This is a genomic window from Micromonospora sp. RTBAU3-60 (assembly GCF_054963695.1).
The window spans coordinates 12,930-35,893 of record NZ_JBUEGB010000052.1 but is presented as its reverse complement, the minus strand read 5'-3'; the positions used below and the strand labels follow the sequence as shown (position 1 = coordinate 35,893).

Sequence of the window (22,964 nt, the reverse complement as noted above, 5' to 3'; positions counted from 1 at the left end):
TCTGCTTGCTCCAGTTCGTGATCCCGACCATCCGCCCCAACAAGATGGCGGCGACAATGACAACACCCACAGCGCGCGGCGGCGGTTAGGACTTCAGGCCGTGATCGGCTCCCGGTGGGGCTCGCTGATCATCATCATCATGTGCGCGGTCCACGGGGCGATGAGGCGTTTGTCGATCTCGCCCCGCACGTGCGGTAGAAGTTGGAGGTGTTCATGTGTTTGTCGAGGGCCGCCTGCTCAGTCCAGTTCTCGTACAGGAACATGACCGACGGGTCCTCGACCGACTGGTAGAGGTCGTAGCCCAGGCACCCGGGCTCGGCGCGGGTGATCGCGACCATCTCCAGGTGGCAGTCGCCAACCGCGGCCTCCTCGTCAGCCTTGATCGTGAAGAACGGCACGAGGGTCACCTGCGCCGGCGAGTTCCCGACCGGCCGTGGGCGGTCGAGCCGGGTGTCGGGTTCCGACAGCATCTGCATGCGCCATGTACGGGGCGACGATCTCGCCTGCGACGGTCTCCGTGAGGCACTGCCGCACGTGTGTACTCGCCAGATGCGCGTCCAGGGCCTGCTCGTCCGCCCAGTTGCCGAGCACGTAGAACGCGGCCGGGTTGTTCTTCAGCGGTTGATAAGGCGGGAGCCCTGGCCGTTTACGGCCAGGAGGAACGCCGTCACGGACCGGGACGTTTCTGGTTCTCGATATACTCCTTGACCGCCGTGAGGGGCGCGCCGCCGCATGATCCGGCGAAGTACGAGGGCGACCACAGATGCTCGCCCCACAGGTACTTGCGCAGGTGTCCGGCGAACTCGCGGCGCAGGTATCGAGATGAGACGCCCTTGAGACTGTTGACCAGCCGCGACAGGGCGACGCTAGGCGGGTAGTGGACGAGCAGATGCACGTGGTCGTCCTCGCCGTTGAACTCCCGCAGTTCGGCGCCGAAGTCCCGGCACACCTCGGCCATGACCTGCTGGCAGCGGGTGAGGATCGGATCGGTGAGCGCCCCGCGCCGGTACTTCGTGGTGAAGACCAAGTGCGCCTGAAGGTTGTACACAACCGGGCGTCCCCGGCGGACCTCCGGGTCTGGGGTCCATCGTGGTGACATAGACCAAAAGGTACGATGATGGTGTGAAGTTGGTGGTGCAGGTGAAGCTCCTGCCGACGCCCGACGAGGCTGCGGCACTGGAGGCGACCCTGCGCGCCTGCAACACCGCAGCATCCGACGTCGCAGTGATGGCACGGGAGATCGGCTGCTACCGCAACTACGACCTGCGCCGGCACGCCTACCACGGCATCAAGGACGACTACGGGCTCGGCGCGCAGGCCGCCCAGCACGTCATCAAGAAGGTCGCCGACGTCTACAAGACGCTCGCAGGCAACCTCAAGGCCAGCCCGGATCGAAGCGCCGCCGCAAGGTCGAGACCAACCCGATCATGTTCCGCTGGGACGCCGCCCAGCCCTACGACGCAAGGATGCTGTCGTGGCGGCACGACGCCCGCGTCGTCTCCATCTGGACCGTGCAAGGACGGCTCAAGCAGGTCGCGTTCACCGGTTCCCCCGACCAGATCAAGGCCGTCGAAACCCATCCGGTCGGCGAGTCCGACCTGGTGCACCGGGACGGCATGTGGTTCCTGTACGCCACGGTTGAGGTGGACGAGCCGCAGGTCTATGAGCCGGACGGATTCCTCGGTGTCGACATGGGGATCGCGAACATCGCCTACGACTCCGACGACACCCGTTACGCCGGAACCAAGCTCAACGGCTACCGGCGCCGCCAGCAGCGGCTCAGGAAGCGGTTGCAGGAGAAAGACACCAAGTCGGCGAAACGGCTCCTGGCCCGCCGCCGCCGGAAGGAAACGCGGCACACCGCGAACATCAACCACACCATCGCCAAGAGCATCGTGACCGAGGCTGCACGCACCGGCCGCGGAATCGCCGTCGAGAAACTGACGGGGATCCGCGACCGGGTCCGACTGAGGAAGCCCCAACGGGTCACGCTGCACTCGTGGGCGTTCCAGCAACTCGGCGCGTTCCTGATCTACAAGGCGCGCCGGGCGGGTGTACCACAGGTCCAGGTCGACCCCCGGTACACCTCCCAGACCTGTGCAGCTTGCGGGTATCGGGACAAACGGAACCGACCCAACCAGGAAACCTTCCACTGTCGGTCGTGCGGGGTCGTTGCCCACGCCGACCACAATGCGGCTCGCAACATCGCTTCGCGTGGTGTCGTGAGCTGGGGCGCAGTCAATCGCCCGCACGCGGCCTAGCCTCGCAGCCGGCGAGGACAGTGATCCGCAAGCCCGCCCATTCATGGGCGGGTAGTTGACCTGATGCACGTCGTAACTGACGTTGCCGCCCTCCTGCCGGGTCGCCTGCGTCAGCCGAAGAAGGGCGTCCTGGACGGCATCCGCGCGCCCGGGACCGGCGATCAACTGAGTCAGGACCGCCGCTTGGCGGGGCGATGCGGACGGCAACATACCCTCGCTTCGTCCGCGTTCGTTTCCGATCGCCATCGTCCCCCGTTTCCCGTTTCCCGTTTCCCGTTTCCCGTTTCCCGCCAGAGCATGCCCTCAGCGATATGGATCTCGTCGCACCGTACTGCCCCTTCTTGCCCGCGTTCGGGGCTTTCCTCCAACGAAGCCCTTTGCGGCCAGCGTCCCGCCAGCGATCCGTCCATGGTTGAGTTTCTCCGGTCTCACCGGTCCGACGACGGGTGCCGTCATCCGTGGCCGGCGGATCACCCCTGTGGGGGCGAGACGAAGTCCTTGGAGCGGATCATGCCGAAGGACAGCACCCCGGCGACGATGGTGACAATCGCCGCGAGAAGCAGGATCTCGTTCAGGGCGCTGGCAAAACTGCCGCGCGCGATCTCGACGAGCAGGCCGCGCTGCTGTGGCGGGACGGTGGCGAACAATCGGCTCACGCTGCCGTTGCGCAGTGCCGCCGCGATGTCGGCGCTGTGTGGGGCGAGCGGGGTTCCAGCGACCTCGGTCTGCACCACGGTGGTCAGCCGGTTGGCGAACAGGGTGCCCAAGAGCCCGACGCCGGTAGCAAGGCCGACCTGCCGGAACGTCAGGTTGATACCCGAGGCCATCCCCGATCGACGTGTCTCCACGACCCCGACCGCGGTGGAGGCCAGCGGTGGGTTGACGAACCCGACGCCCACGCCGGCCATGATCAGCCCCGGGATCAGGTGTGTCCACGACGAGGCTGCGGTCAAGCCGCGCATGAGCAGCAGCCCGACGCCGACCAGCACCAGCCCTGGGCCGACGATGGTGCGGATCGGCACCTTCTCGCTCAGCCACCCCGCCACTGTGCTGGCGACCAGGACGCCGGCGGAGAGGACGAGCAGCCGCACGCCGGTCTGAAGCGCGCTGTAACCGAGCACGTTCTGCAGGTAGAGGACCACGTAGAGCAGCATGGCGAAGATGCTGAAGGAAAGGCCGAACGCGGCGATGTCGCCACCGACGAAGGTGGGCACCCGGAACAGCCGTAGCTCGAACATCGGGTGCGAACTGCGAGCCTCGACCAGCAGGAAGGCGATGAGCAGCACTGCGGCCGCGGCGAAGCATGCGATGACAACCGCCCCCGTGAAACCACTGCGTCCCGCTTCGATGAGCGCGTAGATCAAGGCGGCCAGTGCCCCGGAGAAGATCGCAAAGCCCGGCCAGTCCGGGCGCTTGGCCTGCTCGTCGCGTGACTCGGCAACCCTCAGCATGGTCAGGGCTAGGGCGATGACACCGATGGGCACGTTGACGAAGAAGATCCACCGCCAGGACAGGCTCGACACCAGCACGCCGCCGATAATGGGACCGACGGCTGCGGCGAGCCCGGCCAGGGCGCCCCAGACGCCGAAGGCCACGCCGCGCTCGGGACCGCGGAACGCGTTGGCCAGCAGGGCCAGTGAGACGGAGAACATGATGGCCCCACCGACGCCCTGCAGGCCACGGGCCAGTTCGAGCATGAGCGGGGACTGCGCGATGCCGCAGAGCGCGGACGCGGCGGTGAAGACGACCACGCCGACCAGGTAGATGCGGCGGCGGCCGTACAGGTCCGCCAGGGACCCTGCGGTCAGCAGGAGTGCGGCCAGGGTCAGCGCGTAGGCGTCCACGACCCACTGCACGTCGGAGAAGGACGCCCCCAGCGACGCCTGGATGTCGGGCAGTGCCACGTTCACGATCGTCAGGTCGATCAACAGCATGAACGTGCCCACGCAGACCGCCGTGAGAGTCCACCATTTCGGGTCGGCTCCTGGATGTGGCGACCCGTGTGCCCCTGCGCTGGCGGCGCCGGTCCGGCTCGGCTCGGTCATAGCCGGGAGAGTACCGAGACCTGTAGCACTATATGCATCTTGGTGGGTATTTGGCCGCTTCGGGTGGTAGGCCCGGATAGAGTCCTCGCTGGCACGCTGTCCGCAAGCAGCACCTCCTGGTGAGGGACGAACTCCCTCACCAGGGGGTAGTAGAGGATGGCCCACGGTTGCCCTCAGTAGGCGGGCCAGGCCCGAGAGGAATGTGAGGAAGTAGGTGGCGACGCGGCACCCCGGATCCGCCATGAAACACCGGGAGCCCGTTGGCGGTTACGTCCTCTCGGAGGAGCCACTGGAACTCAATGCGGGCCGACCCACCATGCGGATTGAGGTCCGCAACACCGGCGACCGGCCGATCCAGATCGGCTCAGACTTCCACTTCTTCGATACGAACCGGAACCTTCCGTTCGACCGGGCGGCGCCCTTCGGTTGGCGGCTGGACATCCCCACCGGTACACCGATCCGGTTCGAGCCGGGCGACCGGAAGACCGTCCAGCTCGTGCCGTACGCGGGCCGGCAACGGGCGTACAGATTCAACGGCCTGGTGAACGGCTGGACCGGCGTCGGCCCGGTCCCTGGTTATCAGCCGGACCACCCAGCGGCAATCCGGCGGGCCTGCAGTCGCGGCTTCAATTTCACCGCTGAGGCCAGCGGGGAGAAGCAGCCAGGCCTGGGCGGCGGGTCGGCATGGACCTCTACATCGAAGTCGAGCGGGACCTACGCACCCTCAGCGACGAGGCCGTGTTCGGCGGCGGCAGCCTTTCGTCTTCACCAACTGCAAGACTGGTGCGGGGATCGACAAACTGATCTCGCTCATCCGATACCACGCCCTCTTCGACCTGCCCCAACCGGCCGACCTCGGCCAGCTGTCCGCCGGGCCACCGCCGAACGCCCCGGTCCACGCCTGATCTCCTTGGACGACATGCCGGAGCTGGCGCCGTACCGCGGCGAGCCGACCCAACTACCCAGCGCCGGAGTCAATCGGCTGCCAAATGACGCGGGGCTGACCTACCGGGTGCTAGGGCTGGAAACCGAACCGGTCCGTGCCCAGATGGGCAAATTCAGGGCGAGGGCCGTTCACACAACGCACAGCAGCAGGGGGCGGGCCCGGGCCGGAACGGTCGGCCAGGGCGTCCCGCCGGCAACTTAAGTGACGAACGAGTCGCGGTTTTTTCGTCTGGTCGAGCGCCTGGGACTCCGCGCGCCAGCCCGACGACGTCAGGAGGGCGAACGTCACGCGACCTGGCTGGAACTCTTCTTCGACCTGGTGTTCGTGCTGGCCCTGGCTGCCGTCGCCGGCCGGCTCGGATCCCACGCCTCACCCCGCACGCAGGATGCCGCCATCACGTTCGGCCTCTTCGCACTGGTGCAGTGGGCCTGGGTCGGCCAGGTCTTCCACGACAGCCGATACGACCCGGACGACGGCCCGCACCGGCTGATCGTGCTGGCTGCCATGGCCGGCGCCGGAGCGATCGCGGCCGGTGTCGGCGACGCTCCCGACACGCTGCTGCTGCCAGTCGGCTACCTCGTCGTGCGCGGGTCGCTGCTGGTGCAGTACCTGAGGGCACGAATAAGCAGCAGATCGGCCGGGGAGCTGACGACCGTCTACTTCACCGGCTTCGGCCTGGCCTGCCTGATGTGGCTCGCCTCGCTCGCCGCGCCCGCCCACATCCGGCCCGCGATCTGGATCACCGCATTCGGCATCGAACTGGTCACGCCCTGGCTCGGCATCCGCCGCCTCGCCCGGTTCCCGGTGGACACCTCTCACCTGCCGGAACGGATCGGGCAATTCACGATCATCCTGCTCGGCGTATCGCTGACTGACATGCTGGCGGCGCTGCGTGATCATCCACCGCCGCGCGCCATCGCAGCCGCGCTCGTCGCGTTCGTCATGCCAGCCTCGATCTGGTGGATCTACACCACCTTCGTCACGACCCGGCTGGCGCTGCCCCGACTACGCGGGGGTCAGGCCTACGCCTACCTGCACCTACCGTACGGCGCCGCTCTGCTCTTCCTCGGCTGGTCACTCGGCCAGATAGTACGACTGGCCGCATCTGGCGCACCGGTGCTCCCCCTCACCCTGCGGCTGCTGCTCGCCGCAGCGATCATCATCTGGATCCTCAGCGGCCTGGCACTGGGCTGGGTATCGCTGCGGTCCCTGCCCCGCCGACGGTTAGCTGCCGCACTGCCATGCGTCGCACTCGTCGCCGTCATTGTCGCCACGATCACCAGACCGGTAATCCTCCTAATCCTGCTCGCCGCCACCCTCGCCAGCTACGCCATCATCACCAACCGCCAGATCCGTGCCGCTGCCTCTTCCGTCCGAGAGCAACGCCCGTGAACGTCCAGCCGTCGGCGGACCTACCATGCCGTCAGCGTTGGCTGCTCTGCCTGCGCGGCGGCAGCCCGTCGAGGACAACACGCACCTGTCTGGGGCGCGTGGCTGCGCCGCCGGCGCCGCGCCGCCGAGGCCAGGGCGCCGCTGCGCGGCGGCCGAGCGTTCGACACGCGGAGGTCGGGCACGGCGGTGCTGACGCCCGTGGCACGTACGGTCGCCACAGGCCCGTGGCGGAGAGCTCCACGGCGGTGGGCCGGATGGTGCGCTGCTGCCAGGCGTTGCCGCCGCGGGGCTGGGTCGCCGAGGCGTAAGGCTGGTTGATCCAGCCCCGGCTGGTCAAGGTGTCGGAGCGCAGCCAGGTCCAATGGCTTGCCGACGGTGACTTCGGACAGTTGCGGATCGTGGGTGCCGGCGGAGACGGCCGCGGCCAGCAGGTCGGTGCCCCTGAGACTGGGGTCCGGGGAAGGGTTCGACCAGTGCCTGTCCCGGGCGCTGCCGGTTGCAGCGACAGGTCGAGTTTGGTCGGTGTGCCCTGGACTCCAGCAGGACCTTTGGTAGCTCGCGCCGATCGCGGTGCCATCGCTGTCACGTCGAGCAACGAGCCTGGTTACGTACTTACGTCGTTTCTTTGCAATAACCAGTCGAAACCTTGCGGACATCAGTCGCCGTCGCTACAGTGACGACTCACGCCACGCCTCCACGCCACCGGGGTCGACCTCGTCCTTGGGTGACTCGGGAAGCAGCACCACACCGCCGCGGTGACGGCCATCGCGGGACCCACCACTACGAACGCCCGTTCCCGAAGGGATGGACAGATGTCGCTACCGCACTACCGAAGGGCCGCGGTGGTAGCCCTCGCGGCCGGCCTGGGGCTCAGCCTCGCGGCGTGCTCCACCAAGAGCGACGACGGGTCGACCGACGCCAAGGGCAAGGTCACCATCACGGTCGACTGCATGCCGGTCGGCTCGCAGAAGGACCTGGTGAAGAACTGGAACGACGACGTCGCCGAGTTCCAGCGGCAGAACCCGACCATCACCATCAAGAGCGTGAGCGTCGGCGAGCAGTGCAACAATCCGCCGGACTTCACCGCCCGCCTCGCCGGCGGTACGGTGACGGACCTGTTCTACGGGTACATGACCGACCTGCAGCAGGTGCTCGACTCCGGCCAGGCGATGGACGTCACCGAGTTCGCCAGCAAGAACACGGTCCCGACCTGGGACAGCATCGACCCGGCGCTCAAGGACGTCTTCAGCGACAACGGCAAGCTCTACGCCATCCCGACGAAGAACTACTCGATGGGGCTGCTCTACAACAAGGCCTTGTTCCAGCAGGCCGGGCTCGACGTGAACAACCCGCCGAAGACCTGGTCCGACGTCCGGGCGGCCGCCAAGAAGATCGCCGCTCTGGGCAACGGCATCGCCGGGTACGCCGACTACAGCGCCGGCAACACCGGCGGCTGGCACTTCACCGCCGAGATGTACGCGCAGGGCGGCCAGATGGTGACGGCCGACGGCAAGAAGGCCGACTTCAACAACGCGATGGGCAAGCAGGTCCTGCAGAACCTCAAGGACATGCGGTACGGCGACAACAGCATGGGTCAGCGGCAGCTGCTCGGCTGGGGAGACCTGTTGACCCTGGCCGGCGCGGGCAAGGTCGGCATGTTCGTCGGCGCGCCGGACGCGACCACCGCGATCGTGACCCAGTTCCAGGGCAAGTACCAGGACTGGGCGATGGCCCCGATGCCCGGCCAGGACGGCCCGGCGAAGGGGACTCTCGGCGGCGGCGAGGGCTACTTCTTCAAGAAGGGCCTGACCAAGGAGCAGGTCGAGGCCGGCCTGAAGTGGTTGGCGTTCGAGAAGCTGACGCCGGGTAAGGGCCAGTTCGACTACGTACGGGCCAAGCCGCAGAACCAGCCGGTCGGTCTCCCCCAGCCGACGCTGTTCGCAGTCGGCAGCGACGCGCAGAAGCAGGAGCTGGAGCTCCGCAAGGCGAATGCGAACGTCCCGGTGGAGAACTTCACGGCCTTCGAGGCGAGCCCGGCCCCGATCAAGGGCGAGCCGCGCAACGCGCAGGCGATCTACGCGGTGCTCGACGCCGCGATGTCCGGGGTGTTGACGAACCCGAACGCCAACGTCGATGCGCTGCTCAAGACGGCCGAGTCCAAGGTCAACCAGCTCTTGGCCAGCAACGGATGAGCGTACGGGCGGGGCCGGGAGCCGGCCCCGCCCGTCGTCCGCAGGCCAACCGCCCCCACGTCCAGGAGCTCGCACATGGCCCTCACCACCGTTCCCGGCACCAGCCAGCAGCCCGGCAGCCGGCACTCGCCTCCCGGTCGTCGCGCGCGGGCCCGCCTCGGTCGAAAGGTGCGGGACAACCTCACCGGACACGCGTTCCTGATCGGGGCGATGCTCTGCTTCGCCCTCTTCGCCTGGTACCCGATGATCCGCGGTGTCGTCATGAGCTTCCAGCGGACCCGGCGGGGCGAGACCACCTGGGTGGGCTGGGACAACTACGTCCGCATCGTCAACGACCCCAGCTTCTGGACGGCGTGGAAGAACACGCTCTACTTCACCCTGCTCGCGCTGATCCTGGGATACGTGGTGCCGTTCGCCGTGGCGATCGTGCTCAACGAGTTCCGCCACGCCAAGGGGTACCTGCGGGTTCTGGTCTATCTGCCGGTGATGCTGCCACCCGCGTCGGCGCTGTTCCTGTTCAAGTTCTATGTGTACGACCCGAGCGACGCCGGCCTGTTCAACGCCATCCTCAGGGCGCTGCACCTGCCGACGTCGGAGTGGATGCAGTCCTCGACGATGACCATGCCGGCGATGGTGATCGCGTCGACCTGGATGAACATGGGCGGCGCCGTGCTGATCTACCTGGCGGCACTGCAGAACATCCCCGGTGAGTTGTACGAGGCAGCAGAGCTCGACGGGGCCGGGATCTGGCGGCGGATCGTCAACGTGACCATCCCCCAGACCCGGCTGATTCTCACCCTGATGGCGATGCTGCAGGTCGTCGCCACGATGCAGCTGTTCATCGAGCCGCTGATCCTCGCCAACGGCGCCGGCACGGAGGACGCCGCGACCTCGGTGGCGTACCTCATCTACCAGCACGGGTTCTTCCAGAACGACCTCAACGGCGCCGCGGCGCTCGGCGTGATCATGCTCGTGGCGTTGGGCGGCTTCTCCGCCGTCTACGCACGGCTGGCCGCACGACAGGACTAGGACGGGGTGACCATGGCACAGGACTCCGGGGGCCGTACCCTCATCTCCCCCGCCCAGCTGCGGCGGGGCCGCGGCCAGATCGTCTACTGGATCTTGCTGTTCGCCGTCGCCGCCGGCTTCACGCTCGTCTTCCTCGGGCCGCTCTACTGGATGGTGACCGGCGCGCTGAAGTCGGGCCAGGAGATCGCCCAGACTCCCCCGACCCTGTTCCCGAACGATCCTCGGGCACAGAACTACGCCGACGCGTGGACCAACCTGAACCTCGCCAAGCTGCTGTTCAACACCTTCTACTACGCCACCGGGGCGCTGCTGTTCCAGCTCGTGCTCGACACCGCAGCGGCGTACGCCCTGTCGAAGCTGCGCCCGGTGCTCGGCAACCTGATCCTCGGCCTGATGCTGGCCACGCTGATGATCCCGGCGATGGTGCTCATCGTCCCGCAGTACGTGACCGTGATCGACCTGCCGATCCTGCACGTCAACCTGCTCGACTCGCCCTTCGCGATCTGGTTGCCGGCGGTGGCGAACGCCTTCAACATCTTCCTGCTGAAGCGCTTCTTCGACGCCATCCCCGAGGACCTGATGGCGGCGGCCATCATCGACGGCGCGGGGCCACTGCGGACGCTGTGGTCGATCGTCCTGCCGATCTCCCGTCCGATCCTGGGCGTGGTCTCCATCTTCGCGGTGACCGCGGTCTGGAAGGACTTTCTGTGGCCGAAACTGGTCATGCCCTCACCCGAAACCCGGACGGTGAGCGTCGGCATCTACGCGTTCTCCGCGGGCACGCCGATGAACGTGGTGGTCGCCGCCGCGGTCATCGCTGCCGTCCCCACGATCGTGTTCTTCCTGATCTTCCAGAAGAACATCATGTCCGGCCTGACCAGCGGCAGCCTCAAGGGCTGACCGAGGCCCGCGTCCCCTCGACGTGATGCGCGGCCACCTCCGCCAGGCGCGGCGGCGGCCGGCAGCACCGTACGCACGAGAAAGCAGGTAGTCCGTGGCGGAAATCCAGGCCCTTCAGGCCACCAGGGCACGCACACTTCCCACCGGATGGTGGCGTTCTGCCGTCATCTACCAGATCTACCCCCGCAGCTTCGCCGACAGCAACGGCGACGGCATCGGCGACCTCGGCGGCGTACGCGCGCACCTGGACCACCTCGAGGCGCTCGGGGTCGACGCCGTCTGGTTCAACCCCTGGTACGCGTCGCCGCAGGCGGACGCCGGCTACGACGTGGCCGACTACCGGGCCATCGACCCGGTCTTCGGCACCCTGGCCGAGGCCGAGGACCTGATCCGGGAGGCGCACGAGCGGGGCATCCGGATCATCGTCGACGTGGTGCCCAACCACTGCTCGGACGCGCACCCGTGGTTCGTCGAGGCGCTGCGCACCGGCCCGGGATCCGCCGCCCGCGACCTGTTCTGCTTCCGGGCCGGCCGGGGCGCCGACGGCGAGCTGCCGCCGAACGACTGGCAGTCCATCTTCGGCGGCCCGGCGTGGACCAGGACCAGCAACCCGGACGGCTCCCCGGGCGAGTGGTACCTGCACCTGTTCGCCGCCGAGCAACCCGACCTCAACTGGGAGAACCCCAAGGTCCGCGAGGAGTCCGAGGACGTCCTGCGGTTCTGGCTCGACCGCGGCGCGGACGGCGTACGCATCGACTCCGCGGCGCTGCTGATGAAGGACCCGGCACTGACCGATTTCGATCACGCTGACCCGCCGTTCCCTCACCCTTACACCGACCGCGACGAGGTGCACGCGGTGTACCGGTCATGGCGGGCCATCGCGGACAGCTACCCCGAACCGCGCGCCCTGATCGGCGAGGTGTGGCTGCCCGACGCGGAACGGTTCGCCGCCTACCTGCGCCCCGACGAGCTGCACACCGCCTTCAACTTCGCCTTCCTCGGCTGCCCGTGGGAACCGGACGCGCTGCGCCAGGTCATCGACGAGACGATGGCGGTGCATGCGCCGGTCGACGCGCCGCCGACGTGGGTGCTGTCCAACCACGACGTGCCGCGGCACGTGACCCGCTACGGTCGCGCCGACACCTCGTTCAACCTCGAATACCGGCAGCTCGGCGCGCCCACCGACCGGACGCTCGGCCTGCGCCGCGCCCGCGCCGCCATCCTGCTCACCCTCGCCCTGCCCGGCTCGGCATACCTCTACCAGGGCGAGGAACTCGGGCTGGAGGAGGTGGAGGACATCCCCGAGACGATGCGCCAGGATCCGATGTTCCACCGCACGCAGGGCGAAAATCTCGGCCGCGACGGCTGTCGGGTGCCGCTGCCCTGGTCGGGCCAGGAGCCCCCGTTCGGGTTCAGCCCGCCCGACGCGTGGCGGGAGCCCTGGCTGCCGCAGCCGCCGGCGTGGCGGGACCGAACGGTCGAGGCGCAGACCGGTGACCCCGACTCGATGCTGGAGCTGTACCGGCGGGCGCTGGCCTGCCGGCGCCGCGAACCGGCCCTCGGGGACGGCCCGTTCGCCTGGTTACCGGCGCCCGAGTCCGTCCTCGCGTTCAGCCGGGGACCGCAGGGCCGCTTCGTCTGCGTGGTGAACCTGTCGGACCGGGCCACCGAACTCCCCGTGGCCGGGACGGTGCTGCTCAGCAGCGGTCCGCTCGACGGAACCCTGCTGCCCCCGGATACCGCTGCCTGGGTGTCAACGCGCTGAGCCGCCATGGTGAGGGGTGCCGCTGGAGGATCGGGGCGGCACCCCTCATCGGGCCACTACGCCGAGTAGATCTCGACCTCGGACAGTTGGCCGGCCGGCCAACCGGTGTTGGCCGTGAAGTTCAGCCGCACGAAACGCGTCGTGGTGCTGGCGAAGGTCACGGTGACGGTGTTGCCGGTGGCCGGGTTGAACGTGTACCCGGCCGAGCCGACGATCGTGTCGAAGGCCGAGCCGTCAGTGCTGCCGAGGATCGACAGCGTCTGGGTGCGCGTCGCCCAGGCGGACGAGGGCGGCAGCTTCATGACGAGCCGGCTGATCCCCGACGCGGAACCGAGATCGACCTGCCACCACTGCGGAAAGATGCTGTTCACGCTCTCCCAATAGGTGTTGGCGTCGCCGTCGACCGCGTTCCCGGATCCGTAGACCTGACTGTGGCCGCTCTCCGAGGTCGACTTTCCGCGAGCCAGGTTCGTGCTGGCCGCCGGGTCGGTCGTCTGCGTCACGGCGTTGGACGCGGGCGATACGTTGCCCGCGGCATCCTGCGCGGTGACCGTGAAGGTGTACGCCGTGCCGGGGTTGAGTCCGCTCACGGTGTACGACGTCGCCGAGGTGGTCGCGACCACTGCTCCGCTCTGGCGCACCTGGTAGCCGGTCACCCCGACGTCATCGGCCGAGGCGGACCAGGCCAACGACACGCTGGTCGAGGTGTGACCCGTGGCGGTCAGGTTACCCGGGGCGGTCGGTGCCTGCGTGTCCCCTCCGCCGCTCGTCCCGTACACCTCGACCTGCGAGAGTTGCCCGGCGGGCCAACCGGTGTTGGCGGTGAAGTTGAGCCGCACGTACCGGGTGGTCGTGGCCGGGATCGTGACGGTGACGGTGTTCCCGGTCGCCGGGTCGAACCGGTAGCCGGCCGGCCCGACGATCGTGGTGAAGGTGGAGGCGTCGCCGCTGCCGAGGATCGACACCGTCTGGGTGCGGGCCGCCCAGGCGGTCGCCGGTGGCAGCCGCAGCACCAGGCGGCTGATCGTCGCGGTCGCCCCCAGATCGACCTGCCACCACTGGGGGAAGGCGTTGTTCGGGCTCTCCCAGTAAGAGTTGGCGTCCCCGTCGACCGCGTTCGCCGACCCGAAGGTCTGGGTGTGTCCGCTCTCCGCGGTCGGCTTGCCCCGCGCCAGGTCGGTGGGATCGCTCCCCGGGAGCACCGGTGGCGTGGGACGGACGGGCGTCAGGGCGAGCTGTCCCTTGAGCATCCGTCCACCGTCGGCGGTGAGGCGCAGGTAGTAGTCGGAGGAGCAGGCGGTGCCGTCCTCGTCGAGGGCGAGAAGGCCGGAGTTCGTCGGAACCATGGCCTGCGTCTCGGCCGTCTTCGCGATCTGGTTGCCCTCGTTGAACTCGTCGAACATCGAGATGTAGAGGCCCTGTGCGCCGAGCCGCACCATGTTGTAGAACTGGCGCCACATGAAGTCACCGTGGGCCCGCTGCCGGGCGGACACGTCGCCAGGCAGCACACACGGCTGGTAGTCGATGCCGTTCGCGGTGCAGTCCGCCTGGTCGCCGGTGTTGACGTTCGTGTAGAACCAGTCCGAACCGGCCGCGTTCCCGATCCGGCCGACCATCCACGGCGAGATCATGTTGAAGGCGTGGTAGACGTCGAGATATCCCGGACGGGAGTCGTTGATGCCGGTACGCCAGTAGGTCGGCACGCCGCCCATCACGTAGCAGCCCTGGCTCCTGAACCAGTTCACCACGTCGAGGCAGGCCGCGGCGCTCCACGGGTGATTGCCGTCGTTGAATCCGAAGCCCCAGAGCCCGACGACCGGTTTGCCGTTCTGCCGGGCGTACGCCGGCGACGCCGTGTGCGCGGACATCTTGCTGGCCCAGTCGGTCTTGATCTCCGACTGCATGCTCGCCCAGCCGGTGACGTCGTACATGATGTAGAACTTGCGGCCGAACGACTCGGCGGCGGCGCGTACCTTCGCCGCCATCGCGTCGCGCGTCGGACCCTCACTGCTGTACGGGTTGAACCGCTGCAGCGCGGCGGTGTCGCACCCGTGCTGCTGCATCCACTGGAAATGGGTGTCCACGGTCTGCTGGTCGTACGACGAGAACAGGGTGGCCGGCTGACCGTTCCTGAGGTTGGCGTACCCGGTCGGGTAGGTGCGGGTGAAGTCCCGCACGTCCGGCCAGGCCACGATGGCGGTGTTGCTCGGCGACGGCGGCTGGGACCAGTTGGCGCTCCAGTGCCACCAGCCACCGATCGGGGCGCCGTCGCCGGCGCACGCGAACCATCCCTGGTAGCCGACGGTGATCTTGCCGACGACGTCGCCGGGCGGGCTCGCCGCCGCGGCCGGGCCCGTCATCGCCTGCAGCAGCTCCGCGGTGGACAGCGCGCCGAGCGCCGACCCCCACAGCGCCGACGTCACCAATGTGCGACGGGAAATGGTCATGTCCGCTCCTTCCTCGGCAGCGGGAACCCGGGGTACCCGGCGGCGGTCGCCGACCGCCGCCGGGTACCCCGGTCGGGTCGGTTGCTACGGGTTGACGGTGATGGTGAAGGTGGACGTGGTGTTGCGGATGTTCTGGTAGTTGTTCCGGAAGGTCAGGTTGTTGAAGGTCGCCGACCCGACCGCCGGCCCCTGTCCCGACTCCGGCATCTCGTTGGCCCAGATACCGAACCCGGACTTGGCGTCGAACGCGTCACCGCTGCGCTGGGCACCGGAGATATTGATGTTCGTAAAGACGGTGTCGGTGACCGGGGTCTGCTCCGGGTACTTGGTCTGGAACATGATCCCGTGGTAGGTCGGGTCGACGATGTCGACGTCGCTGATCCGGATGCCGCGGAACTCCTTCGAGGCCGCGAAGAGCCAGATACCGGGGAAGGTCTGGGCGCCCCAGAAATGGCCGCCCGACCGGACGATCGAGGCGTTCTGTATCCGGGTCGGTGTGGTGCCGAATCCGACGAACGGGTAGCCGAAGTCGAGCGAGCTGATGGTGATGCCGGCGTACGTCAACTGGTCCGCGATGTAGAGGTTGCGGAACGTGTTGTTGGAGCCGCCGTAGACCGCGATGCCGGCTGCCCGCCAGGTGAGTGTGGCGGTCAGGTTCTCGAAGATGTTGTTGTTGTTCCCGACCGAGGCGCCCTGGTCGGTGGCGGAGAACAGCGCGAACGCGTCGTCGCCGTTGCCTCGGCCCTCGTTGTTGCTGACCAGGACGTTGGTGGTGCCGTTGGTGAAGTTCACCGCGTCGGCGAAGGTGTTGCGGAACCGGGAGTTCTTGATGGTGACGTTGTCGTTGTGCACGCCCCAGTACGCGCAGACGGTGTGCTCGACCCAGACGTCGTCGATGGTCAGGTTCGAGTTGTTCATCAGTTCGCCCCAAACCTTGCCGGGGCCGTCGATGCGTGCGGTGTAGTTGCCGAAGAACGCCAGGTGCTTGAACGACGAGCCGTTGGCGGTGCTCTGGACCGCGAAGCCGGCGTCGGTGTTCTCCTGGCCCGGCGGGGTCTGGAATCTCGTGTACCAGACGCCGGCGCCGACCACCTGGACCGGCTTGCCGTACACCTGGAGCTTCTGCGCGGTGTCGTAGGTGCCCGGCGGCAGGTAGACGCCCACCTTGGTGCCGGTGGTGTCCATGCGGACGGCGTCGAGGGCGTTCTGCACGTCCTGGTGGCTGAAGCCGGTGGGGACGACGTACCGGCTCGGGTCCGGGTTGGCGATCGGTGACACCTGCTCCACGTTGACGAAGTCGATCGCGTACTGGGAGGTGTTGGCCGCGTCCTTCTGCAGCCGGATGGTGCTGCCCTGCGGGACGCTGCTGTCGAGCAGGATGTTGGCCTCGTCGTAGATGTGGCGCGGGCTGCCGGCCCCCGGCGAGTTGCCTGGGGAGGCTTCGGCGCCGTAGAGCCACATGTACTTGGAGCTGAGCGGGATCGCCTTGTGGAAGGCGCCGTTGACGTAGATGTTCAGTGTGGTGTTGATCCCGCCGCCACCCGGTGCGTCGGGGATGGAAAACCGGACCACCAGCGTGTTGGTGGGCGCCCGGGTGGTCCACTGCACGTAGCTGCCGGTGCTGTTCAGGGTGACGGCCTTGCGGCCGGACGCCTCGCCGGCCAGGTCGCCGATCGTCCGGTTCGGACCGACGAGCTGGGCGCCGCCGCCGACCGTGCCGTCCTCGGCCTCGTACATGTCGTACGGCAGGTTGGCGCCGCGGCCGACGAACAGCGAGGTGCTGCTGGTGTTGTTGCCCTGCTTGACTGGCAGTTCGTTCGGGTCGGCGGCGAGTACCACCTGAACGGTGTACCTGCCGTTGGCCGCCGTCCAGGTGCCCAGCGACACTGGCGCGGTGGTCGCGCCGGCCGCGATCGTTCCGGTAACAGCGCCGCTCAGGGTCGCCACCGTGGTGTTGTTCGCGTCGATCACCTTCAGGGTGATGCCGTGCGAGCCGGAGCCGGACGCCATGGTGCCCTGGTTCTTGACGGCGACGGAGAAGCTGACCGCGTTGCCGGCCGAGGGCGTGCTCGGCGACCAGGTCACCGACGCCGCCACCAGGTCGGAGCTCTGCACCGGGGTGACCACGAGGTTGGTGCTGCTGGTGAAGCTGTTGTTGGCGTCGCTGAGCTCGATGACGGCGTTGGCCTCGTCGACCTTCGCGGTGAGCTGATAACTGCCGGCGTCCCTCGTACCGATGCTCGTCGAGACCGTGGTGGCGGCGCCGGCGGCCAGCGCGGCGACCGAGGCCGTGCCCACCTTGGTGGTGCCGAGGTAGAAGTTGACGTCGGTCGCGCCGGATGCTGCGGTGCCGGTGTTCGCCACCGTCGCCGAGACGGTCACCGGATCGGTCTCCACCGGGGCGGACGGGCTCCACGAGACGCCGGTCACCTGCAAGTCCGGGTTGGGGGCAGGGGTGCCGATGACCTGGAACTCGGCCACCTGACCGCCGGGGGCACCAGTGCTGCTGACGATCTGCAGCCGTACGTCGGCGACCCGCCCGCTTACCGGGATCGTCACGGCGTTGCCCGAGGAGGGGTTGAAGGTGTAGTTCTGGGCGGCGGCCAGGGTCGTGAAGGAGCTTGAACTCTGCTCCCGCCCGAGGACCTGGATGTTCTGGGTCCGGGTCGCCCACGCCGGGTCCGGGTTGAGCTTGACCACGATGGAGTCGACGTCGGCGTTGGCGCCCAGGCTGACGGTGAGGGTGCCCGGGAAGCCGGCGCTCTCGTAGTAGGTGGTCAGATCGTTGTCGTTGGCGTTGGCCGGCACGTAGATGTAGGTGTTCGGGGAGCCGGTGATCGGCTTTCCGGCCGCCAGGTTGGTTCCGCCACCGCCGCTCCCGGCGCGGGTCACCGTGTTGCTGGCGGCGGATGTGTTGCCTGCGGCGTCCTTCGCCTTGACGTAGTACGACACCGTCGTCGTGTCGGGCTGGCTGTCGGTGTACGAGAGGGTCGAGCCGTTGACGCTGGCGCGCAGGGTGCCGTTGGCGTAGATGTCGTAGCCGGTCACGCCGACGTTGTCGCTCGAGGCGCCCCAGGCGAGCCGGATCTGGCCCGAGCCGGGCTGGGTGTAGCTGAGGTTGCTCGGCGCCGTGGGGGCGATGGTGTCGCCGCCGTGGCCGATACGCGTCACCGTGTTGCTGTTGCCGGACTGGTTCCCGGCCGCGTCCCGGGCCCGCACGTAGTAGCTCACCGTGGCGCTGTCGGGCTGGCTGTCCGTGTAGGTCAGCGCCGTCCCGGGCACGCTGGTCAGCAGGCTGCCGTTGAGGTAGATGTCGTAGCCGGTCACGCCGACGTTGTCGGTGGAGGCGTTCCAGGTCAGCCGGATCTGCCCGCTGGTCGGCTCGGTGTAGGCGAGATTGGTGGGCGCGGTGGGGGCCTGGGTGTCGCCGGTGCCGGGACCGTAGACCTCCAGCTCGCCCAGTTGCGCGGCCGGCCATCCGGTGTTCGCGGTGAAGGTCAGCCGCACGTACCGGATCGTGGTGGCGTTGACATTGATGGTCACCGTGCTGCCGCTGGCCGGATCGAAGGTGTACGCGGCGGAGCCCACGATGTCGGTGAAGCTGGACCCGTTGGTGCTGCCCTGCACGCTGAGCGTCTGGGTACGCGCCGACCAGCCTGAGGTGGGCAGCTTGAGCACCAGCCGGTTCACGCTGAGCGACGCGGCGAGATCGACCTGGATCCACTGCGGGAAGGCGTTGTTCGCGCTCTCCCAGTAGGTGGCCGGGTTGCCGTCGTTGGCCCGGCTCGCGGCGTAGACGTCGGAGTGGCTGCTCTCCGTCATAGTTCTGCCTTGGGCGAGGTTGCCGGTCGAGGTGGTCGTGCCGTACACCTCGAGCTCGGAGAGCTGTCCGGCCGGCCAGCCCGTATTGGCGGTGATGTTGAGGCGGACGAAGCGGGTGTTGGTCGCCGGGAAGTTAATGGTGACGGTGTTGCTCGACGCCGGGTTGAAGGTGTAGGTGGCGGAGGTGACGATCGTCGCGTAGCCGGTGCCGTCGAGGCTCCCCTGGACGGCCAGGGTCTGGGTCCGGCTGCCCCAGCCACTGGGCAGCCGCAACACGGCCTGGTCGATGCTGGTGGACGACCCGAGGTCGACCTGGACCCACTGCGGGAAGGCGTTGTTCGCACTCTCCCAGTAGGTCGCCGGGTTGCCGTCGGTGATGTTGCTCGAGGAGTAGACGTCGGTGGAGCTGCTGGCCGAGGTGGCCTTGCCGGCGGCGAGGTTGGGCCCGCCGGCCGCCTGGGCCGGCAGGGCCGGCGCGGAGGCCACGGTCAGGGCCGTGACGGCGACTGCCACGAGCAGCCGGTGCAGTGTTCTCATGTGCGACCTCAATCTTCCGCGGGGGACGCGTTCGCGGCGTGGCGGGGACTGCGCCGCGAGAGGCAGGGCACGGTCGCTCACTTCGGTACCGCGCGAGGCGGCCCGATCGGCGCTGCCGAAGCCGCACCGGTCGAGCCTCCTCCCGTGGAGAACGAGAGGAGCGACGGTAGGAACGGACGTAACGCCGGCAAGAATCATATAGATCGTTGCAAATTCTTGCGGTGTCTGGAAGGTTACCGAGGTGCTACGCCTCGGTCAATGGGGCCGGACGGCTATTTATTGACAGGTTTCGCTGCCAATCCGATCGTGCAAGTAGTTGCACTGGTATGCACTATGATTGCGCTCGTGACACGCAGGTTGGCGGAAGTGGCCAGGTACGTCGGGGTCAGCGAGGCGACGGTGAGCCGGGTGCTGAACGGTAAGCCCGGCATCTCGGATGCGACCCGGGCGTCGGTGCTGACGGCCCTCGACGTGCTCGGGTACGAGCGGCCCTCGAAGCTGCGCGGCGAACGAGGCCGTCTGGTCGGGCTCGTGCTACCCGAGCTGCAGAACCCGATCTTCCCCGCGTTCGCCGAGGTCGTCGGCGAGGCGCTGGCCAAACGAGGGCTCACCCCGGTCCTCTGCACCCGCACCGTCGACGGCCTGTCCGAAGCGGACTACGTCGACATGCTGCTCGACCAGCAGGTGTCCGGCGTGATCTTCGCAGGGGGCAACTATGCCCAGGCCGCCGCGGAGCACGGCCACTACCAGCGGCTGCTCGACCGCCGGCTACCGGTCGTGCTGGTCAACGCCGGCATCAGCGACATCAAGTTCCCCACCGTGGCGACGGACGACGCCCACGCCGTCGACCAGGCGTACGCCCACCTGACCACGCTCGGCCACGAGCGGATCGGGCTCATCCTCGGTCCACGCGACCACGTGCCCTCGTCACGCAAGCTGGCCGCGTTCCAACGGTTGACCGGGGCGGTCGACGACCAGGACGACGACACCGACGACGCCCCCGGCGGTGGCCTCATCAAGCGGACGATCTTCTCCATGGAAGGCGGACACGCGGCCGCGACACGCCTGATCAAGCGCGGCGCCACGGCGCTCATCTGCGCCTCCGACGTCATCGCGCTGGGTGCCATCCGGGCCGTCCGACGGCTCGGGATGAGCGTCCCGCAGGACGTGTCGATCGTGGGCTACGACGATTCGCCGTTCATGGCCTGCACCGACCCGCCGCTGACCACCATCCGGCAACCGATCGACGCGATGGGCCAGTCCGCCGTGAAACTGCTCCTCAGCGAGATCGCCGGCAACGCCGTCCCGACCGACGAGCTGGTGTTTGAGCCCGAGCTCGTCGTGCGGGGTTCCACCGGAGCCGCGCCCAGCGTGCCGTCGGCCCCGCCGGCCAGGCGACGTACTCGCCGCACGGCGACCGCCTAGCCCAGGCCGTCACGCGGTCGTCAGGGCCGCCCGGCTGCCCGGATCGGACATCCGGCAGGGCGGCGGGCGGACGCAGGGTCACCGTTCGCCCGCGAGCCCCACTCTGCTACCCGACATCACCACGCGGACGGCGGTGGTGGCGGAACCACCGGTGCACGGTCGTCGCAGGGGATGGGAGGTACTCGAACCTGCGGCGGTAGAGAGGCCGGGAAGTCACCGCCGTTCAAATTTCCGCGATGTCCCGCGAGGCCGACTCCTCGTCTTCAAAGATGTGAGGAGGTGGCCATATCCACGAGTCCCCGACCGCCCCGTCCGTCATCGAGGACTGGCCTCGTCGTCCGTCACCATGACCGGTCCCAAACAGCAGAGGCTCGGCCAGCATGGAATGACCAGGGAAGGGCCTTGCCGTCCGTAATGGAAGGGGCGGCCAGCACCGGAGGGGGTCGACGGCATGGACCAGGACGCGCGCGAGCAGGGACTGCTCAGCGCCCTGACTACTGAGCACTTCGTGCTCCAGACCTCGCGTAGCGCCACAATCACCGAGTCCGTCGGGCGGGCGACCGTGTTCCTGTCACTGCTGTCCGCCTCGCTGATCGGGCTGGGCTTCGTCTCCAGCAGCGGACATTTGATCAAGCCGTACCTCGGCGCGGTGCTGCCAACCCTGATAATCACCGGGCTGCTCACCTTCGCCCGGCTGGTCCAGACCACGGTGGAGAACGCGCTGAATCTCAAACGCATCCAGCGGATCCGCGCCTACTACCACCGCCAGCTCGCCAGCGAGCACGACTTCTTCGCCGACGCGGTAACCGGCGAGGGCAACATGCGGACGATCGCGGCGGCGGTCGGCGGCAGCGCCACTCGCTGGGACCTACTACTGACCACGGCGGCCATGGTGGGCGCCGTCAACTCGCTGCTGATCGGCCTGGGCGCGACCCTGCTGACCGGATTGGCCAGCGGATCCGTCGCATTGGCGATCGCGGTCGGTGTGGTGGTCGCACTGGTCGCCTTCGCCGCACAGCTCGCGCACATCAAGCGCGCCTCACTCTGGCTGAGCAGCTGAGCATTGCTGGGCCGAGCACGACGCTGCCTGGGCTTGAGGGTCTGACGCTCGGGTACGCCGACGCGCCACGTCGGTTCTCGACCGAGCACGTTTACGCCTAGGCCAATCCGGTACTCGCACCTTGACTGCACCCAGCCAGGGCCCCCGGCACAGTCAACGTGCGGGTATCCGCCGTCGCCCGGAGGCCAACATGGCAGAAACGAACACCCCGCCCAGTAGGGAAGGAAACCACATGAATGGCCGGCCGAACATCGTCCTCGTCCACGGCGCATGGGCCGACGGCTCCTGCTGGAGCGGCGTTATCGAGCGCCTACAGGCAGCCGGCTACCACGTGACGGCCCCACAGTTCCCCCTGACCTCGACGGCCGATGATGTCGCCCGGCTACGCCAGGTCCTGACCTTGCAGGACGGCCCAACGATCGTGGCCGGACACTCCTACGGCGGCCAGATCATGACCGCCCTCGGCGCCAACGCGCCGAACGCGGTCGGGCTGGTGTATATCGCGGCTTTTGGGCTGGACCAAGGTGAATCGCTTGGAGCGCTGCTGTCGCAGGGACCCACACCGCCGGCGCTGGCGCACCTGTTCACCGACAAGCAGGGCTTCATATGGCAGCAGCAGGACGACTTCGTCCAGCACTTCGCGGCCGACGTCGACCCGGTCCAGGCAAAGGTGATGCACGCTGTACAGCAGCCAACTGCCAGTTCAACCTTCTCGGAAGCGATGGGCGTTCCGGCCTGGAAATCGCTACCGTCCTGGTACCTCATCGCCACCCAGGACCAAGCGATCCCACCGGACGCGCAGCGCATGTTCGCCAACCGCATGGGCGCGACCACCAGCGAAGTCGCTTCCAGCCACCTCCCGATGGTCTCGCACCCCGACGAAACCGCACAGCTCATCAAGACGGCAGCCGAAACCCGGACCGCAATGCCGGCCGGTCAAGCAGGCAGACGACAATGAGCCACAAGCGGCGTGGAGCCAGCTGGGGCGGGTATGGGGCCGTTGCGCGGCGCCCGGGTTACGCCCGCACCGCTGGCCGTGCGGTCGACCTCGGGCCTACCAAGCGGCAGATGGTGTTCGCCGCCCTGGCGGTCCGACGTGGGTCGCCCGGTGCCGGTCAGAACGATCATTCGCCGAGCCTGAGG

15 protein-coding genes and 1 pseudogene are annotated in these 22,964 nt (G+C 68.1%); 10 read left to right on the top strand and 6 right to left on the bottom strand.

The window, feature by feature from the left end; genetic code table 11:
- Window positions 1-137 precede the first annotated feature (137 nt).
- From ACY34I_RS30905 to tnpA, 3 genes are read right to left on the bottom strand one after another with little or no spacing between them, the layout of a single operon-like run.
- A complete protein-coding gene (locus ACY34I_RS30905) occupies window positions 138-470 on the bottom strand; it encodes a putative quinol monooxygenase (RefSeq protein WP_462758615.1) in 333 nt (110 codons plus the stop codon).
- On the bottom strand, window positions 373-699 hold the full coding sequence (locus tag ACY34I_RS30900) for a putative quinol monooxygenase (protein ID WP_462758637.1): 327 nt from the start codon (window positions 697-699) through the stop codon (window positions 373-375). Before ACY34I_RS30900 ends, ACY34I_RS30905 begins: the two co-directional genes overlap by 98 nt.
- On the bottom strand, window positions 668-1,099 hold the full coding sequence (gene tnpA, locus ACY34I_RS30895; protein ID WP_462758613.1) for an IS200/IS605 family transposase: 432 nt from the start codon (window positions 1,097-1,099) through the stop codon (window positions 668-670). The genes ACY34I_RS30900 and tnpA overlap by 32 nt, the downstream gene beginning before the upstream one ends.
- Window positions 1,100-1,427: 328 nt before the next feature.
- Here tnpA and ACY34I_RS30890 point away from each other — a divergent pair, with 328 nt between their 5' ends.
- Window positions 1,428-2,261, top strand: a complete 834-nt coding sequence (locus tag ACY34I_RS30890) for an RNA-guided endonuclease InsQ/TnpB family protein (RefSeq protein WP_462758611.1) — start codon at window positions 1,428-1,430, stop codon at window positions 2,259-2,261.
- Window positions 2,262-2,731: 470 nt separating this feature from the next.
- Here ACY34I_RS30890 and ACY34I_RS30885 read toward each other — a convergent pair whose 3' ends face one another.
- Entirely contained in the window at window positions 2,732-4,306 is a 1,575-nt protein-coding gene (locus tag ACY34I_RS30885) for an MFS transporter (RefSeq protein WP_462758609.1), read from the bottom strand.
- A gap of 241 nt (window positions 4,307-4,547) precedes the next feature.
- Between ACY34I_RS30885 and ureB the strand changes: the two are divergent.
- From ureB to ACY34I_RS30855, 6 genes and pseudogenes are all read left to right on the top strand, one after another.
- Window positions 4,548-4,796 (top strand): annotated as a pseudogene (ureB, locus tag ACY34I_RS30880) (urease subunit beta); the annotation flags it as partial.
- Window positions 4,797-5,453: 657 nt separating this feature from the next.
- Window positions 5,454-6,644 (top strand): low temperature requirement protein A, encoded by a 1,191-nt coding sequence (locus ACY34I_RS30875; protein WP_387281384.1) that lies wholly within the window; start codon window positions 5,454-5,456, stop codon window positions 6,642-6,644.
- Between the two features lie 812 nt (window positions 6,645-7,456).
- Complete coding sequence (locus ACY34I_RS30870; RefSeq protein ID WP_462758607.1) at window positions 7,457-8,836, top strand: ABC transporter substrate-binding protein; 1,380 nt, start codon at window positions 7,457-7,459, stop codon at window positions 8,834-8,836.
- A 75-nt stretch (window positions 8,837-8,911) separates the two neighbouring features.
- On the top strand, window positions 8,912-9,865 hold the full coding sequence (locus ACY34I_RS30865) for a carbohydrate ABC transporter permease (protein WP_462758605.1): 954 nt from the start codon (window positions 8,912-8,914) through the stop codon (window positions 9,863-9,865).
- A 12-nt stretch (window positions 9,866-9,877) separates the two neighbouring features.
- Window positions 9,878-10,765, top strand: a complete 888-nt coding sequence (locus tag ACY34I_RS30860) for a carbohydrate ABC transporter permease (RefSeq protein WP_462758603.1) — start codon at window positions 9,878-9,880, stop codon at window positions 10,763-10,765.
- 103 nt (window positions 10,766-10,868) lie between these two features.
- A complete protein-coding gene (locus ACY34I_RS30855; protein WP_462758635.1) occupies window positions 10,869-12,530 on the top strand; it encodes a glycoside hydrolase family 13 protein in 1,662 nt (553 codons plus the stop codon).
- 56 nt (window positions 12,531-12,586) lie between these two features.
- On the opposite strand, the gene ACY34I_RS30850 is transcribed toward ACY34I_RS30855, so the two are convergent.
- Window positions 12,587-14,977 carry a galactose-binding domain-containing protein gene (locus tag ACY34I_RS30850; protein ID WP_462758601.1) on the bottom strand — a complete coding sequence of 797 codons (2,391 nt, stop codon included), beginning with the start codon at window positions 14,975-14,977 and terminating at the stop codon, window positions 12,587-12,589.
- Window positions 14,978-15,061: 84 nt separating this feature from the next.
- The gene (locus ACY34I_RS30845; protein ID WP_462758599.1) at window positions 15,062-19,336 is read right to left on the bottom strand and encodes a discoidin domain-containing protein; all 4,275 of its coding nucleotides are present in this window, start codon (window positions 19,334-19,336) and stop codon (window positions 15,062-15,064) included.
- Window positions 19,337-19,681: 345 nt separating this feature from the next.
- Here ACY34I_RS30845 and ACY34I_RS30840 point away from each other — a divergent pair, with 345 nt between their 5' ends.
- The 3 genes from ACY34I_RS30840 to ACY34I_RS30830 all read left to right on the top strand — a co-directional run bounded on the left by ACY34I_RS30840 (window position 19,682) and on the right by ACY34I_RS30830 (window position 22,779).
- Entirely contained in the window at window positions 19,682-20,761 is a 1,080-nt protein-coding gene (locus ACY34I_RS30840) for a LacI family DNA-binding transcriptional regulator (protein ID WP_462758597.1), read from the top strand.
- Between the two features lie 451 nt (window positions 20,762-21,212).
- Window positions 21,213-21,821, top strand: a complete 609-nt coding sequence (locus ACY34I_RS30835; protein WP_462758595.1) for a hypothetical protein — start codon at window positions 21,213-21,215, stop codon at window positions 21,819-21,821.
- Between the two features lie 190 nt (window positions 21,822-22,011).
- On the top strand, window positions 22,012-22,779 hold the full coding sequence (locus tag ACY34I_RS30830) for an alpha/beta fold hydrolase (RefSeq protein WP_462758593.1): 768 nt from the start codon (window positions 22,012-22,014) through the stop codon (window positions 22,777-22,779).
- The last annotated feature ends 185 nt before the right edge of the window (window positions 22,780-22,964 follow it).

Excerpts from the sequence above, each read along its gene's own strand:
- ACY34I_RS30885 (WP_462758609.1), bottom strand. The coding sequence starts at position 4,306 with ATGACCGAGCCGAGCCGGACCGGCGCCGCCAGCGCAGGGGCACACGGG.
- ACY34I_RS30850 (WP_462758601.1), bottom strand. The coding sequence starts at position 14,977 with ATGACCATTTCCCGTCGCACATTGGTGACGTCGGCGCTGTGGGGGTCG.
- ACY34I_RS30830 (WP_462758593.1), top strand. The coding sequence starts at position 22,012 with ATGGCAGAAACGAACACCCCGCCCAGTAGGGAAGGAAACCACATGAAT.
- ACY34I_RS30845 (WP_462758599.1), bottom strand. The coding sequence starts at position 19,336 with ATGAGAACACTGCACCGGCTGCTCGTGGCAGTCGCCGTCACGGCCCTG.
- ACY34I_RS30835 (WP_462758595.1), top strand. The coding sequence starts at position 21,213 with ATGGACCAGGACGCGCGCGAGCAGGGACTGCTCAGCGCCCTGACTACT.
- ACY34I_RS30890 (WP_462758611.1), top strand. The coding sequence starts at position 1,428 with ATGTTCCGCTGGGACGCCGCCCAGCCCTACGACGCAAGGATGCTGTCG.
- ACY34I_RS30905 (WP_462758615.1), bottom strand. The coding sequence starts at position 470 with ATGCTGTCGGAACCCGACACCCGGCTCGACCGCCCACGGCCGGTCGGG.
- ACY34I_RS30860 (WP_462758603.1), top strand. The coding sequence starts at position 9,878 with ATGGCACAGGACTCCGGGGGCCGTACCCTCATCTCCCCCGCCCAGCTG.
- ACY34I_RS30870 (WP_462758607.1), top strand. The coding sequence starts at position 7,457 with ATGTCGCTACCGCACTACCGAAGGGCCGCGGTGGTAGCCCTCGCGGCC.
- tnpA (WP_462758613.1), bottom strand. The coding sequence starts at position 1,099 with ATGTCACCACGATGGACCCCAGACCCGGAGGTCCGCCGGGGACGCCCG.
- ACY34I_RS30865 (WP_462758605.1), top strand. The coding sequence starts at position 8,912 with ATGGCCCTCACCACCGTTCCCGGCACCAGCCAGCAGCCCGGCAGCCGG.